14 protein-coding genes are annotated in these 14,706 nt (G+C 71.8%); 5 read left to right on the top strand and 9 right to left on the bottom strand.

What is annotated here, in order from left to right; genetic code table 11:
- Positions 1-4: 4 nt before the first annotated feature.
- The 3 genes from ACFVT2_RS35205 to ACFVT2_RS35195 all read right to left on the bottom strand — a co-directional run bounded on the left by ACFVT2_RS35205 (position 5) and on the right by ACFVT2_RS35195 (position 2,009).
- Positions 5-214 (bottom strand): DUF397 domain-containing protein, encoded by a 210-nt coding sequence (locus ACFVT2_RS35205; protein WP_390024719.1) that lies wholly within the window; start codon positions 212-214, stop codon positions 5-7.
- On the bottom strand, positions 186-1,046 hold the full coding sequence (locus ACFVT2_RS35200) for a helix-turn-helix domain-containing protein (protein WP_390024717.1): 861 nt from the start codon (positions 1,044-1,046) through the stop codon (positions 186-188). The genes ACFVT2_RS35205 and ACFVT2_RS35200 overlap by 29 nt, the downstream gene beginning before the upstream one ends.
- 168 nt (positions 1,047-1,214) lie before the next feature.
- On the bottom strand, positions 1,215-2,009 hold the full coding sequence (locus ACFVT2_RS35195) for a hypothetical protein (RefSeq protein WP_390024715.1): 795 nt from the start codon (positions 2,007-2,009) through the stop codon (positions 1,215-1,217).
- A 646-nt stretch (positions 2,010-2,655) separates the two neighbouring features.
- On the opposite strand from ACFVT2_RS35195, the gene ACFVT2_RS35190 reads away from it, so the two are divergent.
- Positions 2,656-3,543 carry a helix-turn-helix domain-containing protein gene (locus ACFVT2_RS35190; protein ID WP_390024713.1) on the top strand — a complete coding sequence of 296 codons (888 nt, stop codon included), beginning with the start codon at positions 2,656-2,658 and terminating at the stop codon, positions 3,541-3,543.
- Complete coding sequence (locus ACFVT2_RS35185; RefSeq protein WP_390024711.1) at positions 3,540-4,115, top strand: Uma2 family endonuclease; 576 nt, start codon at positions 3,540-3,542, stop codon at positions 4,113-4,115. Before ACFVT2_RS35190 ends, ACFVT2_RS35185 begins: the two co-directional genes overlap by 4 nt.
- A 16-nt stretch (positions 4,116-4,131) precedes the next feature.
- Here ACFVT2_RS35185 and ACFVT2_RS35180 read toward each other — a convergent pair whose 3' ends face one another.
- From ACFVT2_RS35180 to rsmI, 6 genes are all read right to left on the bottom strand, one after another.
- On the bottom strand, positions 4,132-5,073 hold the full coding sequence (locus ACFVT2_RS35180; RefSeq protein ID WP_390024709.1) for a 4-(cytidine 5'-diphospho)-2-C-methyl-D-erythritol kinase: 942 nt from the start codon (positions 5,071-5,073) through the stop codon (positions 4,132-4,134).
- The gene (rsmA, locus tag ACFVT2_RS35175) at positions 5,070-5,978 is read right to left on the bottom strand and encodes a 16S rRNA (adenine(1518)-N(6)/adenine(1519)-N(6))-dimethyltransferase RsmA (protein WP_390024707.1); all 909 of its coding nucleotides are present in this window, start codon (positions 5,976-5,978) and stop codon (positions 5,070-5,072) included. Before rsmA ends, ACFVT2_RS35180 begins: the two co-directional genes overlap by 4 nt.
- Positions 5,975-7,135 (bottom strand): ubiquitin-like domain-containing protein, encoded by a 1,161-nt coding sequence (locus ACFVT2_RS35170; RefSeq protein WP_390024705.1) that lies wholly within the window; start codon positions 7,133-7,135, stop codon positions 5,975-5,977. The genes rsmA and ACFVT2_RS35170 overlap by 4 nt, the downstream gene beginning before the upstream one ends.
- A 117-nt stretch (positions 7,136-7,252) precedes the next feature.
- Positions 7,253-8,128 (bottom strand): TatD family hydrolase, encoded by an 876-nt coding sequence (locus ACFVT2_RS35165; protein WP_390024703.1) that lies wholly within the window; start codon positions 8,126-8,128, stop codon positions 7,253-7,255.
- A gap of 33 nt (positions 8,129-8,161) precedes the next feature.
- The gene (locus ACFVT2_RS35160; RefSeq protein WP_390024701.1) at positions 8,162-8,626 is read right to left on the bottom strand and encodes a hypothetical protein; all 465 of its coding nucleotides are present in this window, start codon (positions 8,624-8,626) and stop codon (positions 8,162-8,164) included.
- A gap of 259 nt (positions 8,627-8,885) precedes the next feature.
- A complete protein-coding gene (rsmI, locus tag ACFVT2_RS35155; RefSeq protein WP_390024699.1) occupies positions 8,886-9,788 on the bottom strand; it encodes a 16S rRNA (cytidine(1402)-2'-O)-methyltransferase in 903 nt (300 codons plus the stop codon).
- 106 nt (positions 9,789-9,894) lie between these two features.
- On the opposite strand from rsmI, the gene ACFVT2_RS35150 reads away from it, so the two are divergent.
- The 3 genes from ACFVT2_RS35150 to ACFVT2_RS35140 all read left to right on the top strand — a co-directional run bounded on the left by ACFVT2_RS35150 (position 9,895) and on the right by ACFVT2_RS35140 (position 14,505).
- The gene (locus ACFVT2_RS35150; protein WP_390024697.1) at positions 9,895-11,634 is read left to right on the top strand and encodes a dolichyl-phosphate-mannose--protein mannosyltransferase; all 1,740 of its coding nucleotides are present in this window, start codon (positions 9,895-9,897) and stop codon (positions 11,632-11,634) included.
- A gap of 167 nt (positions 11,635-11,801) precedes the next feature.
- Complete coding sequence (locus ACFVT2_RS35145; protein ID WP_390024695.1) at positions 11,802-13,457, top strand: penicillin-binding transpeptidase domain-containing protein; 1,656 nt, start codon at positions 11,802-11,804, stop codon at positions 13,455-13,457.
- A 199-nt stretch (positions 13,458-13,656) separates the two neighbouring features.
- Positions 13,657-14,505 carry an EamA family transporter gene (locus ACFVT2_RS35140; RefSeq protein WP_390024693.1) on the top strand — a complete coding sequence of 283 codons (849 nt, stop codon included), beginning with the start codon at positions 13,657-13,659 and terminating at the stop codon, positions 14,503-14,505.
- Positions 14,506-14,706 lie beyond the last annotated feature (201 nt).

The raw sequence follows: 14,706 nt of genomic DNA, 5'->3' as shown, positions 1-14,706 counted from the left end.
CGCCTCAGCGACGACGATCGGACGTGTCCGCCAGGAAGGCGGACCAGGCAGCGGCCGAAAAGACCAGCGCCGGACCGTGCGGATCCTTGCTGTCCCGGACGGGGACGATCCCGGGGAGGCCGTCGGCTACCTCGACGCAGTTACCGCCGGTGCCGTTGCTGTAGCTGCTCCTACGCCACGCAGCGTTACTCAAGTCGAGTGCCTTGCTTGCCATTTCGGAGGTCCCCTGCCGCTGTCTCGATCATGGACAGAGACGCCGCGGGCGACAGTGCGGCGGCCCTGAGCAGATCGTACGACTCCCGGTACTGCTTCACGAGCGGCGGATAGTCGATGAGTTGGCCGCTGTGCAGACTCTCGACGTACACGACCGGAGGGGCGTCAGTGAAGGTCATGACGCGGATCTCGCCTGCCATGAGCGGATGGAGACCACCGCTTTCCGGGAGAATCTGCAGAATCGAGTGGGTGGCCCTGACCACCTTCGCGATGTGCTCCAGTTGCTCCGCCATCTGCTCGTCCGGGAGGGACCGGCGGCGGATCAATGACTCGTCCAGAATCACCCAGAACTTCGGCGGCGCCTCCGCATCGAAGATCTCCGCCCGGGACATCCGAGCCGTCACCTTCTCCTCGACCTCGTCGTCCGTCGCTCGGGGCATCGCCGCCCGTACGACCGCCCGCGTATACGCAGGCGTCTGAAGCAAGCCGGGGACGAGCATCGGCGCCCACTCGTCGATCATCTCCGCCCGCTGCTCCATCTCCAGCGCATCCGCGAAGTACTCCGCATGCCCGGCCCTGCGCGCCTTTGCCACCGCCTCGCAACGGCGCTCGAAGAAACCGTTCGTGTGGAGCTTCTTGTCGATGTGGACGGCCAAGTCCATCGGCATTCCGCACTCGCCGCGCTCGATGCGACTGAGCAGCGGGATGCCACGAAAGCTGCCGTCCGCTAACTGTTCGAGCGTGAGTCCGGCCTGTTCCCGGAGGTGACGCATCTCGGCGCCGTAGAAACACGGGACACTGACTGAGGGATCGACGTCCTTGCGAGGGGACATAACTCACCGCCGCTGCTTGCTGGTTGCCCGGTACAACGCGATTCCTCGGCACGCTACGCGCGTGCGGCGCCGCCGCGTGAGCGATCCGCCACAATGCACACAGAAGGGGCACGCACCGGGTCGTGCGTTTCCGCGACCCGGTGGGCCGGGTCGCGGCCCGGCCCGACGTCAAGACTTTAAGGACCGGAAAACCCACTTCTCCAAGCCCTCCAGGCCACCCGCCGCGACGAGGGCGCGAACGCGGTCGACATGCTCACTCCCCCAGGTGCGGGGAAGCAGGTTGACCAGTTCGTACAGCTCCATGGCGCACTCTTCGAGCATTTCGGGAGAGGCATACCCTTTGGCCCAGGCGACCGCGTGGTGACCGTTGAGGCGCACGTGCCTGCCGGTCAGCTGGGGACGTTGGAGTACCTCCGGCCTGACAAGTGCGGAGAAGACCCGGTCGTCGGCGACCAGCACTCTCGTTGTCCCGTGCCCCGGCCCCAGCGCCGCAAGCGCGTCGTACTCGCGCAGAAGACGCTTGGGAGTGGTGTAGTAGAAATCCGACGAAGTCGCCTGCCAATGATCGCTCTTGGGGTAGAAGCCGAACGGGGGGAGCGTCCTGGGAAAGGTCAGGGCCACCCCGGACGACACGAGATCGATGGAGGAGCGGGCGCGGGGGATCGAGTCCTTCAGCTGCCAGAGCAGCGCCTCGACGCTCTCGCCGGTGCCGTCCGGATCGGGCAGCTCGCCGGCGGCGACGTACCAGGGGTATCCGGCCATCGGCTGGCCACTAAGAGGCATTTTAGCGGCGAACCGGTCCTTGGATTTCCTCAACAATCGCCAGTCCGGACGGGCGGCGTCCCATTCCTCCCACATGAACCACCAGGGCTTTACCGGATGAGGATTGGGCTCTCCGGCCGGCCGCCTCCGACGGCCCGTTCCCTGCCGCTTCTTACCGCTGAAAGGCCACACGGCCAGCATCCCCTCCACAAGCCGGCCCGGTGAACTCCGCGCTATCCAAAAGGGTTCCCCTCGTGCTCTTCCCGGGGAAGTCGCACCGCGCCGTCCTCGTCCGTAACTGCGGACCCCGCATTCGGCAGATGGTGATGTTTGATCGTGTCGTCGACAACACCGCCACCGGTGTAGATGGTCCCGTTCGCGCCGATCTCATGGAGGTTACGAAAGGCCGGCCACGCCTCGTCCGGAAGGCGTCCTTGCTTCAACCGGCCCGCGTGGTGAGCGCCCGTAACCCGTCCGGATGCGCCTGAAAATGCCCTGCTGCCATGTGCCGTTCCCCCGTCGATACGTCGTCACCATCGCCCGCACGGAATTTCGAAGCGCGGGCGACTGAAAGGACGCTACGAGGCCCCGTAACGGGAAGCAGCGGAGCGAGGACGATCATGACGGGCCCCTGACAGAACCCTTACGCCGCCCGCGCCCCACCGCCCCGCCACCCACACGGGTGACATATGCCAACTCGGTTGTGATTGGGGTGGGTTGAGCGGCATATGCTCGCCGCGACAAGTGCACGAGTACGCGAGTACACGACCGCACACATGCTTCGGCCCCCGGCCGGGACGGCAATCCCGAACGAGGGCCTGACCAACAAGGAAGAAGCACCTTCCCGATGGCTCTTGAGAACCCTAGCGCGCCCTCACGCCCCGCGTCCCGCGTTCCCGCGTCGACTCCCTCGTCCGGCGTCACGCACGTCAACTCCCGTCACACCAGCCGCTACACGGTGGTCGGCAACCACCTCGCCCAGCACCGCGGGCTGACGCTCGTCGCGATCGGGCTCGCCCTGCACATCCAGTCGTTGCCGACCGGGGCGGGCATTGGCATCAAGTGCCTGACCGCCCGCTTCCCGGAGAGCGAGGCTCGTATCGCCTCCGCCCTGCGGGAGCTGGAGGCGGCCGGGTATCTGAAGCGCACGCGGGAGCGGCTGCCGAGCGGCCGGGTGGTGACGCGCACGGTGTCGTACAACCAGCCGGGGGCGGCGCCCCAACGTCCCGTGAGTCGCCCCGTAGGCCGCCCTGCAAGCCGTCCCGCATCCCGCCCCGCCGATCACGCCCCGCGACCGAAGCGGGAGCCGAGGCCGGGGCCGACGCGGGAACGCCCTCCGCTGCCCGCGCCGCGCCGACCTGATCCAGTTGGTGCCCGCACGGCCCACCGCATCCTCGCGGAGCTGCGGCACGAGGATCCGCGCCTACTGCTCTCCGAGACGGACGTGGCACGCCTCACCCCCGCCGTGGCCACCTGGCTCGAACGTGAGGCACCGCCCGACGCCGTACGCCGCACCCTCGCGGCCGACCTGCCGGGCGACCTCCGCAAACCGGCGGCCCTCCTCGCCCACCGCCTCACGGCGTCGCTCCCCCCACCCCTCCCGGCCGCCGCCCCGACGCCCGCACGCCCGGACCCCCTCCAGACCTGCGACGGCTGCGAACGCGCCTTCCGCGCGCCACGACCGGGGCTGTGTCGCGGCTGCCGCCCCACCCACACGGAGACTCCCCCGCCATGAACACCCAGACAGGCACCCCGCTTCGATACCGAGCGATGTACAACGCCGTCGAGCGGATCCAGGACTCCGTCCCCGGCAAGCTGGAAATCAGCAGCGCGGGCATCGTGCACGACCTGGTGTCTCCCGTAGGGCGCCACGAACTGACGGTGGCCCGGGTCAGTCGCCACCTGGAAAGGGCGATGCCCGACGGCATCGTGGCCCACACCGGGGCTCCGGACGTGGCGGCTGAGTCCCACGGCATCATGCGGCGCCCCGACGTGATGGTGATCGCCGAAGCAGACATGGAGGTGCAGGGGTCTTTCGACCCCCGCACGCTCATCGCCGCCATCGAGGTCGTCTCCCGGTCCAACCCTGACAACGACTGGGTGGGCAAGATTCGCGACTACCCCCTGATCGGCATTCCGATCTACGCGATCTTCGACCCCCGCACCGGGACTGGCGCCGTCTTCACGGACATCCACCCGACGCCGGACGGCCCCCGCTACGCCACCCGCAAGGACTTCGTCTACGGGGAGGACGTCACCGTCGCCGAGTGGACGATCTCGACGGACGGCCTGCCGCGCTTCGCGTGAGCCCTCGTTGTCGCCCCTAGCCGTGGGGCAGGACCGTCGCGCCGGGGGCCGGACCGGCGGTGGTACGGGCCGTGCGGCAGGTGTCCGAGGCCCGCAGGGCTGTGGCGACCCGGTCGGCCTGGTCGGCGTCGGCCACCAGGAACGCGGTGGTCGGACCGGAGCCCGAGACCAGCGCCGCCAACGCCCCGGCCGCCGTACCGGCCGCGAGGGTGGCGGCCAGTGAGGGGCGGAGGGAGAGGGCGGCGGCCTGGAGGTCGTTGCTCAGGGCGGCGGCGAGGGCGGCCGGGTCGCCGGTGCGCAGGGCGTCCAGGAGGGCCGGGGACGGCTCCGGGTCGGGGATGTCGGCGGTGGTCGCGCCGGTGCCGGAGGCGTCGCGCAGGCGGTCGCACTCCTTGTAGACGGCGGGGGTGGACAGGCCGCCGTCGGCGACCGCGAAGACCCAGTGGAAGGTGCCGCCGACGGGCAGCGGCTCCAGCAGCTCGCCGCGGCCCCGGCCGAGGGCCGCGCCGCCGACCAGGCTGAACGGGACATCGCTGCCCAACTCGGCGCAGATCGCGAGGAGTTCGTCCTGCGGGGTGGCGGTCCCCCACAGGGCGTCGCAGGCCAGCAGGGCGCCGGCGGCGTCCGCGCTGCCGCCGGCCATACCGCCGGCGACCGGGATGTCCTTGGCGATGTGCAGGTGGACCTGGGGGTCCAGGCCGTGGCGGGCGGCCAGGGCGCGGGCGGCGCGGGCGGCGAGGTTGGTGTCGTCGAGGGGGACCTGGTCGGCGTCGGGGCCGGCGCAGGTGAGCGTCAGGGTGTCGGCGGGGGTGGCGGTGACCTCGTCGTACAGGCCGACGGCCAGGAAGACGTTGGCGAGGTCGTGGAAGCCGTCGGGACGGCGGCCGCCGACCGCGAGCTGGACGTTGACCTTGGCGGGGACGCGGACGGTGACGCCGGGGGCGGCGGGGCGGCTCATCGGGTGGTCTCCTGGTCCGTGGCCTCGGCGACCGGAACCTTGTTCTCGGCGATGGCGATGAACTCCTCGACCGTCAGCGATTCGCCGCGCGCCTGCGGCGAGACGCCAGCCCCGACCAGGGCGGCTTCGGCGGCCTGCGCCGAGCCCGCCCAGCCGGCGAGGGCGGCCCGCAACGTCTTGCGGCGCTGGGCGAAGGCACCGTCGATGACGGCGAAGACCTCTTCGCGGGAGACCCGGGAGGGCAGCGGTTCGGTGCGCCGGACGAGGGAGACCAGGCCGGATTCGACGTTGGGGGCGGGCCAGAAGACGTTGCGGCCGATCGAGCCGGCCCGCTTGACCTCGGCGTACCAGTTGGCCTTGACCGACGGGACGCCGTAGACCTTGCTGCCGGGGCCGGCGGCGAGCCGGTCGGCGACCTCGGCCTGGACCATGACCAGGGTCCGTTCGATGGTCGGGAACTGCTCCAGCATGTGGAGCAGGACCGGGACCGCGACGTTGTACGGGAGGTTGGCGACCAGGGCGGTGGGCGCCGGGCCGGGGAGTTCGGTGACGTGCAGGGCGTCGCGGTGGACGAGGGCGAAGCGGTCGGCGCGCTCGGGGAGCCGGGCCGCGATGGTGCCGGGCAGCGCCGCGGCGAGCACGTCGTCGATCTCGACGGCGGTGACCCGGTCGGCGGCCTCCAGCAGCGCCAGGGTCAGCGAGCCCAGGCCCGGGCCGACCTCGACGACCACGTCGTCGGGGCGGACCCCCGCGGTCCGGACGATCCGGCGGACGGTGTTGGCGTCGATGACGAAGTTCTGGCCGCGCTGTTTGGTGGGGCGTACGCCCAGCGCAGCGGCCAGTTCCCGGACATCGGCGGGGCCCAGCAGCGGGCCGGTTTCGTCAGTGGTCTTGCGGTCGCTCACCCGTGAAGCTTACGGCCGCAAACCGGCCAGGGGCTCGCGCCCCGTGTGACGTAGAGCTTCTTGGCCCGGAAGGTCTGTTCCTCGGAGGGGGCGTCCTGGGGGCGGCCGGCGCCGCCGAGGCGGCGCCAGGTGCCGACGTCGAACTGGTAGAGCCCGCCGTAAGTGCCCGAGGCGTCGACCGCGTCCGGGCGGCCGCCGGCCTCGCACTGGGCGAGCGCGCTCCAGGAGAGGCCGTCGGCGCCGCGGACGGAGCTGGGCAGCGCCTGGGTGCCGACGTGGATGATCTGCGGGCTCGGCCCGCGGACCGTCTCGACGGCAAGCTTGTGGGGTTTGCGGTGGACCCCGTTGACGGTTTCGCGGCGGTAGGTGACGCGCCGCAGGCCGGGGACGCCGGGGTGGACCACCACCTCGGTGCCGCGGGGCAGCGCCGGATCGGGCCGCTTGACGGTGCGGAAGGGGACGGTCTCCTCGCGGACTTCCGTGGTGCCGGTGACCCGCAGGACGGAGACGGTCTGGCCGTCGCGGGGGAAGCTGTCCGGCGGTACCGAGGTGGTGTCGCGGTCGCGCAGGGCCAGGCCGGCCTGGGCGAGGGCCTCGCGGACGGTGGCGGCGTTGGTGCGGATGCGGTACTCGCGGCCGTCGGCGACGAAGACCAGGGTGCGTTCGGTGCGGACGTGCAGTTCCAGGCCGTGCCGGCCGATGTGCTGGGAGCGGGCGGTGGAGAGGTAGGCGCCCTCGGCGCGGACGCCGAGTTGGTGCAGCGCGCCGGCGACGGTGTCGGCGGTGGTCCATACCTGGCGGCGCTGTCCGTCGAGGGTGAGCATGACCGGTCGGCCGTGGCGGACCACGATCTCGTCGCCGCTGGTGAGGTCGGTGCCGGAGGTGGGGGCGACGATGTCGTGGGCGCCGATGGCGAGGTCCTGGTCGGCGAGGAGCTCGTCGACGTCGTCGGCGAAGGTGTGCAGGGTGCGGGGGTCCCCGTCGACGCTGAGCTTGACGGCCTTGTCGTGCGCGACGAAGGCGGTGGTGCCGCCGGCGAGGAACGCGACGACCAGGGCGCGGGGCAGTAGCCGGCGCAGTTGTTGGGGGGTGTCGGCGGTGCGCCGGCGGCGGCCGCGGCCGCGCCCGGCACGGTGGCCGCTCTGTGAAGGACTCACGCTGCACCTGCCACGGGTGTCGTCCGGTAACCGGTCAAGCGCGGAATGTAGCGGAGTGCGGGCGGCGGGCCCAACTCGCCGCGGTGGCGCGGGGCGGCCGGACGGGCCCCGACGGCGTCAGTAGTCGAACGCGCGGGCGGTGTTGGCGGCTACGGCCGAGGCCAGCGCGTCCTCCGTCATGCCCTTGATCTCGGCCATGGCGCGCAGGGTGTGCGGGATGAGATAGGGGGCGTTGGCCCGTCCGCGGTACGGCGCGGGGGTGAGGAAGGGCGCGTCGGTCTCGACGAGCACCAGCTCGGGCGGGGCGACGACGAGGGCGTCGCGCAGCGGCTGGGCGTTCTTGAAGGTGACATTGCCGGCGAAGGACATGAAGTAGCCGGCCGCGGCGCAGATCTCGGCCATCGCGGCGTCGCCGGAGTAGCAGTGGAAGACGACCCGGTCGGGTGCGCCCTCCTCGCGCAGGATGCGCAGCACGTCGTCGTGGGCCTCCCGGTCGTGGATGACCAGGGCCTTGTCGTGCCGCTTGGCGATCTCGATGTGGGCGCGGAAGGAGCGCTGTTGGGCGGCGGTGCCGTCGGGGCCGGTGCGGAAGTAGTCCAGGCCGGTCTCGCCGACGCCGCGGACCTCGGGGCGGGCGGCGAGCGCGTCGATCTCGGCGAGCGCGTCATCGAGGGCGGCGTCGCCTCCGGCGCCCCGGGCGCCCTGCCGCGACCAACCGTCGGGGTCGCCCAGCACGATCCGCGGTGCTTCGTTGGGGTGCAGAGCGACGGCGGCGTGCACGCTGTCGTGGGCGGCGGCGGTGTCCGCGGCCCAGCGGGAGCCGGCCAGGTCGCAGCCCACCTGGACGAGGGTGGTCACCCCGACGGAGGCGGCCTTGGCGAGCGCCGCCTCGACGGTGGTGTCCTGCATGTCCAGATGGGTGTGCGAGTCCGCGACCGGTACCCGGAGCGGTTCCGGCAGCGGCGGCGGGGTGTCGTTGTCCTGCTTGGCCATGGCCGCGATCCTACGAGGACCGCGGCCGGTGCCTCACTTGCGGTGGTGCTGGAAGGGGTGCAGCAGGTCGGAGAGGTGCCAGTGGTGCCGTTGGCGTTCGGCGGCGTTGCCGGTGTCCTCGTGGGAGCCGGTGCCCTTCTGCTGGGGGGTCTTCTTGTGGGGCGGGCGCTGGTGCATGTGCGCGATCGCGTCGGAGACCATCGAGACCTGACCGGAGCGCATGATGCGGACGACGTGGCCGCCGCAGTTGAGGCACGTGGGGTGGGTCAGGGGGGACGGGACGCGTGCGTCGTCCGCGTAGTAGACGGCGTGCGTGACGCCCTTGGCATCCGCCTGGTGCTCGATCTCGTAAGCCTGCTCCCAGCCGTGGCCGCAGCTCATGCAGGCGAAGGCGTAAGCCTCGCGGGCGGCGGGCTCGGACGGTCGGGGGCGGGGCGGGACGGGGCTCGCGGGTGCCGCGCCAGGAATGCCGGCGGTGGTCTTCGTGATGTCGCTCATGTGCGCTCCTCTTGTCCGCTGGACAAGCTCTCCGGGGACGGTAGGTCCCGGTTCCCAGGGAACGCCTTTCGCGGCCGGAGCGCAGCTGAGCTGCTACCTATTGGCCCAGATTTGGCAGGTCGTAGGAAAAACGCACCACAAGGCGGCTGATCGCTTTACCTTCGATGCCGGCCGTTTACCTTCTTACAGGTCGGTTCATGGCTCTGGGCTGGGGTTTTGTGCTCTCCCGAGCGGTTTGACGCTCACCCGGGCGGGGTCGTCACGCCGTCCCGGCCGCATCCCGCCCGGCATCCCGCCCGGCATCCCGCTCGGCAGCCCGCTCGGCGTTCTTCGCCGCCACGACCGCGTCGAAGACCTCCCGCTTGGGCAGCCCGGCATCCGCCGCCACCGCCGCGATCGCCTCCTTGCGGCGCTCCCCGGCCTCCTCGCGGACCCGCACCCGGCGCACCAGCTCCGCGGCGTCCAGCTCCGCCGGCCCGGCCTCCGGAGCGCCCTCGACGACCACGGTGATCTCCCCACGGACGCCCTCGGCGGCCCACGCCGCCAGCTCGCCCAGACCGCCGCGCCGGACCTCCTCGTACGTCTTGGTCAGCTCCCGGCAGACGGCGGCCCGGCGGTCCGCGCCGAAGACCTCGGCCATCGCGGCGAGGGTGTCGTCCAGGCGGTGCGGGGCCTCGAAGTAGACCAGGGTGCGCCGCTCCCCGGCGACCTCCCGGAGCCGGCCCAGCCGCTCCCCCGCCTTACGGGGCAGGAAGCCCTCGAAGCAGAACCGGTCCACCGGCAGCCCGGACACCGCGAGCGCGGTGAGCACCGCACTCGGGCCGGGCACGGCGGTGACCGTGATGCCGCGCTCGACGGCGGCGGCCACCAGCCGGTAGCCCGGGTCGGAGACCGACGGCATCCCGGCGTCGGTGACCAGCAGCACCCGCGCCCCACCGGACAGCGCGTCCGCCAGCTCGGGCGTCCGGGCCGCCTCGTTGCCCTCGAAGTACGACACGACCCGGCCGGTCGGCTGCACGTCCAGCGCCTGGGTGAGCCGGCGCAGCCGCCGGGTGTCCTCGGCCGCGATCACATCGGCGGCGGCCAACTCGGCGGCGAGTCGCGGCGGGGCGTCCGCGACGTCGCCGATGGGCGTCCCTGCAAGTACCAGCGTTCCAGTCACACCCCCATCCTCCCAGCCCCGCGCCGGTGCCCGACCGGGCCCGGGCCGGTGACGCGCGGCACCGCCCGGCGCCGCAGGCCCCCGCCGCACAGACCGCTTCCCTACGATGGGCCGGGTGACGAGTGACACCAGCGCGACGCACACGGCCGCCCTGCGCACCCCGGAGCCGACCGACCGGCCCCCCGCGTGGCAGCGGCGGCTGCGCCGGTTCGGGTACGCCGGCCGCCCCGAGGCCGACGTCCGTACGCGACTGGTGGCGCCGTTCCCCGAGCCGGACGGGCGGGTGTGGGCGCTGTTCGGCGCCGGGCCGGGCCTGGCGCTGCGGCTCGCGCGCTGGTCGGGCTGGATCGGGCCGCTGCTGGTGACGCTGTTCGCGGGCGTGCTGACGTTCTGGAACCTCGGCAGCCCGCACAAGGTGATATTCGACGAGACGTACTACCCCAAGGACGCCTGGTCGCTGCTCCAGTACGGCTACGAGGGCACCTGGGCGAAGAACGCCAACGACGCCCTGCTGGCCCATCCTCCGCAGATCCTGCTCTCGCCGGAGCACTCGTACGTCGTCCATCCGCCGATGGGCAAGTGGCTGATCGCGCTGGGCGAGTGGGCGTTCGGGATGAACCCCTTCGGCTGGCGGTTCATGACCGCACTCCTCGGCACCCTGTCGGTGCTGCTGGTCTGCCGGATCGGGCGGCGGCTCCTGCGCTCGACGGCGCTGGGCTGCCTGGCCGGCGGACTGCTGGCGGTGGACGGTCTGCACTTCGTGATGAGCCGCACCGCGCTGCTCGACCTGATCGTGATGTTCTGGGTGCTGGCCGGCTTCGGCTGCCTGCTGGTGGACCGGGACCGCACCCGGGCCCGGCTGGCGGCGGCGCTGCCCACCGGCCCCGCCGGAGTCGCCCGACCGGACGCGGAGGTCGGCGACCGGCTGCGGCTGGGCTGGCGGCCGTGGCGGATCGCGGCCGGGCTGTGCCTGGGCCTGTCGGCGGCGACGAAGTGGAACGGCCTGTACTTCCTGGCGGCGTTCGCGCTGATGTCGGTGCTGTGGGACATGGGGGCGCGGCGCACGGCCGGCGCCCGGCACCCGTTCCGGGCGGTGCTGCGGCGCGACGCGCTGCCCGCGTTCGGCGCCACGGTCGTGGTCGCACTCGCCACATATCTGGCGTCCTGGACCGGCTGGATCGCCACCAAGGGCGGCTACTACCGGGACTGGGCCACCTCCCCCGAGGGCCGGCACGGCTCCTTCACCTGGCTGCCGGACTGGCTGCGCAGCCTGTGGCACTACCAAAGCGAGGTCTACGCCTTCCACACCGGCCTGACCACCCCGCACACCTACATGTCCAACCCGTGGAGCTGGCTGGTGCTGGGCCGCCCGGTCTCGTACTTCTACGAGGACCCCAAGGCCGGGCAGGACGGCTGCACCGCCGCCGAGGGCTGCGCCCGCGAGGTGCTGGCCCTGGGCACCCCGCTGCTGTGGTGGGCGGCCTGCTTCGCGCTGCTCTACGTGCTGTGGCGGTGGCTGTTCCGGCGGGACTGGCGGGCCGGGGCGATCGCCTGCGGCGTCGCGGCCGGCTACCTGCCGTGGTTCCTCTACCAGGAGCGGACCATCTTCCTCTTCTACGCGGTGGTCTTCGTACCGTTCCTGTGCCTGGCACTGGCGATGATGATCGGCGCGATCATCGGGCCGCCGGGGGCCAGTGAGCGGCGGCGCACCGTCGGCGCGGTCGGCGCGGGTGTCCTGGTTCTGCTGATCGTGTGGAATTTCATCTACTTCTATCCGCTTTATACGGGTCTGCCGATTCCCAAGAGCGCCTGGCACAACCGGATGTGGTTCGACAGCTGGGTCTGAGCCCGCCCCGGACGGCCGGATGTGACGAACCTGTCACGGCAGTTCGACAGCGTGTCACCGGACCGTGCCCGGATCGAGACTCACCGCGTGCCCGTGTCCCTTAGAGTGCGATGGGCGTTCTTGGGTGCGTACTCAAGGCATCAAGCTCCTGGGAGGGGATCGGTGGCATGCGCCGCGAGGTGAAGTACGGACTGATCGGCGGGTCAGTGGCCCTGGTGGTGGGCGTCGTCGGCGGGTTCACGCTGTTCGGCGGCTCGGACAGCGGGTCCCCGCAGGCGGTCAGGTCGGCGGATGCCAAATCGGGCGACGGCGGCCCCAAGGTGCCCACCGGCCCGCTGAGCGCCAAGGAAGTGAACACCACTGCGCAGACGTTCCTGACGGCCTGGCAGTCCGGGGACGTCGCGAAGGCCGCCGCGCTGACCGACGCGCCGGACGCCGCCCGCACCGCCCTGACGTCCTTCGCGCAGCAGGCGAAGTTCTCGAAGGTGACGTTGAAGCCGGGCACCCCGGCCGGCGACAAGGTGCCGTACACGGTCACCACCGAGATCGCCTACAAGGCCGCCAAGACCCCGTTCTCGTACGGCAGCGCGGTGAGCCTCCAGCGCGACAAGACCTCCGGGAAGCCGCAGGTCGCCTGGCAGCCGTCGGCGCTCTACCCGGGCCTGGCCAAGGGCGACGAACTGCGCACCGGGGAGGCCGAGGCGCCGCCGATCAAGGCGGTGGACCGCAACGGCGTCGAGCTGACCGCGAAGGACCACCCGACGCTGGCCGGGGTGCTGGACAGCCTGCGCACCAAGTACGGCAGCAAGACCGACGGCAAGCCGGGCGCGGAGCTGTACATCCACCGCGCCAAGACCGCCGACAGCAACAAGCAGCAGCCCGACAAGACGCTGAAGGTGCTCTCCAAGGGCACCCCGGGCACCCTCCACACGACGCTGGACGCCAAGCTCCAGACCGCGGCCGAGAACGCGGTCAAGGGCAAGAAGTCGGCGTCCGCGGCGGCCGTCAAGCCCAGCACCGGGGAGATCCTGGCGCTCGCCAACTCCCCCGCGGACGGCTTCAACGTCGCCACCCAGGGGTCGTACGCGCCCGGTTCGACGATGAAGATCGTCACCTCCGCGCTGCTGATGGACAAGGGCCTGACCGCGCCGGACAAGAAGAACCCGTGCCCCCAGTACGTCACGGTCGGCGGCTGGAAGTTCCAGAACCTCAACAAGTCCCAGATCCCGGACGGCACCTTCGCGGACAGCTTCGCCGCGTCCTGCAACAACGCCTTCATCGGGCACTACAAGGAGCTCAGCGACGACGACCTGACCAACGAGGCCCGGGACATCTTCGGCATCGGCCTGAACTGGGCGACCGGCATCCCCACCTTCGACGGCACCGTCCCGGTCATGCACGACGCCCAGATGGCGGCCTCGCTGATCGGCCAGGGCGGGGTCCGGATGAACCCGCTGAACGTCGCCTCGATCGCCGCCACCGCCCAGTCCGGCGGATTCCACCAGCCGTACATCGTCGCCGCGGCGCTGGACAACCGGACGTTCGCCAAGGCCGCCCGCACCATGAAGCCGGACACCGCGTCCAACCTCAAGGCGCTGATGAAGCTGACCGCGACCTCCGGGACGGCCGCCGAGGCGATGCAGGGCATCAGCGGCGACATCGGCGCCAAGACCGGTTCCGCCGAGGTCGACAACCAGGACAAGCCCAACGCCTGGTTCGCCGCCTACCGCGATGACCTGGCGGCCGCCGCGGTCGTCCCGGCCAGTGGCCACGGCGGCACCAACGCCGGCCCGCTGGTCCGCGCCATCCTCACCGCCAACTGAGGCACCCGGGCACCCCGTTCGCCCGGGGTGTCCGGCCTCCGGATCTCGTTCGCATGGCCCGTACAGCTTTCGCTAGCGTGCGGGCCATGAGCGATTCCGCGACCGACAGTCCTCCGACCGCCACCACCACCCAGGCCCACCCCCGCTTCGCCGAGGCCCACGCCGGAGCCCGGCTGGTGGACCTGCGCGAGCAGACCTCGTGACGCCGCTGGTCGTGGCGGCCGTGCTGCTGGCCGCCGTCACCCACGCCAGTTGGAACGCCATCGCCCACGGGATACGCGACCAGTTGCTGGCCTTCACCCTGGTCGGCGGCGGCGGAGCGCTGTGCGGCGCGGTCCTGGCGTGCTTCACCCCGCTGCCGGCGGCCGCCGCCTGGCCGTACCTGCTGGGCTCCGCGGTGCTGCACATCGTCTACCAGGGGCTGCTGATGCAGTCGTTCCGACTGGGCGATTTCGGTCAGATGTATCCGATCGCCCGGGGCACCGCGCCGCTGGTCGTCACCGTCCTCGCCGCGGTCTTCGTGCACGAGGTGCCGAACGGCTGGGCGCTGGCCGGGGTCGCGCTGGCCTCCGCGGGACTGGTGGGGCTGGCGGTCTGGGGCATCCGGGGCTCCGGCACCCGCCCGCACTGGCCGGCGATAGCGGCCGCGCTCGCCACCGGCCTGTCCATCGCCTCCTACACCACCGTCGACGGCCTGGGCGTCCGTGCCTCGGGGACCCCGCTGGGCTACATCGCCTGGCTGATGATCCTCGAAGGGCTGGTCATCCCGGCGTACGCACTGGCCACCCGGCGCGGCCGACTCGGCGCGGAACTCCGGCCGTTCGCCCTGCGCGGGCTGGCCGGCGGACTGCTCTCGGTGTTCGCGTACGGGCTGGTGCTGTGGGCGCAGACCCGCGCACCGCTGGCGCCCATCGCCGCGCTGCGCGAATCGTCGATCATCGTCGGGGCCGCCATCGGGACGCTGTTCTTCAAGGAGCGGTTCGGGCTGCCGAGGTTGGCGGCGGCGGGGTTGATGGTGGCGGGGATCGGCCTGATGCTGGCCGGCTAGCCCCTTCCGGGGCGGGCCTCCCACGTTGTCGGGTGCCCCGCCGTGCCCTCCGGGGTGGCTTCCCACGTTGTCGGGTGCCCCGTCGTGGGGCCTCTGCTTTCCGCCTTCGGCGGGAGAGGGGTGTGGGGCGGGGCCCGCATGGTGCGTGGTGGCGGGGCCGGGGGCTCGGGGGTGGGTTGTCGGACTGCTTCGCTTTACGTC

Origin of the sequence: Streptomyces sp. NPDC058000 (assembly GCF_042886435.1) — a bacterium.
Taxonomy (GTDB): Bacteria; Actinomycetota; Actinomycetes; order Streptomycetales; family Streptomycetaceae; genus Streptomyces.
Note: the sequence above shows the minus strand (reverse complement) of the source record. Positions and strands in the feature narration are given on the sequence as shown.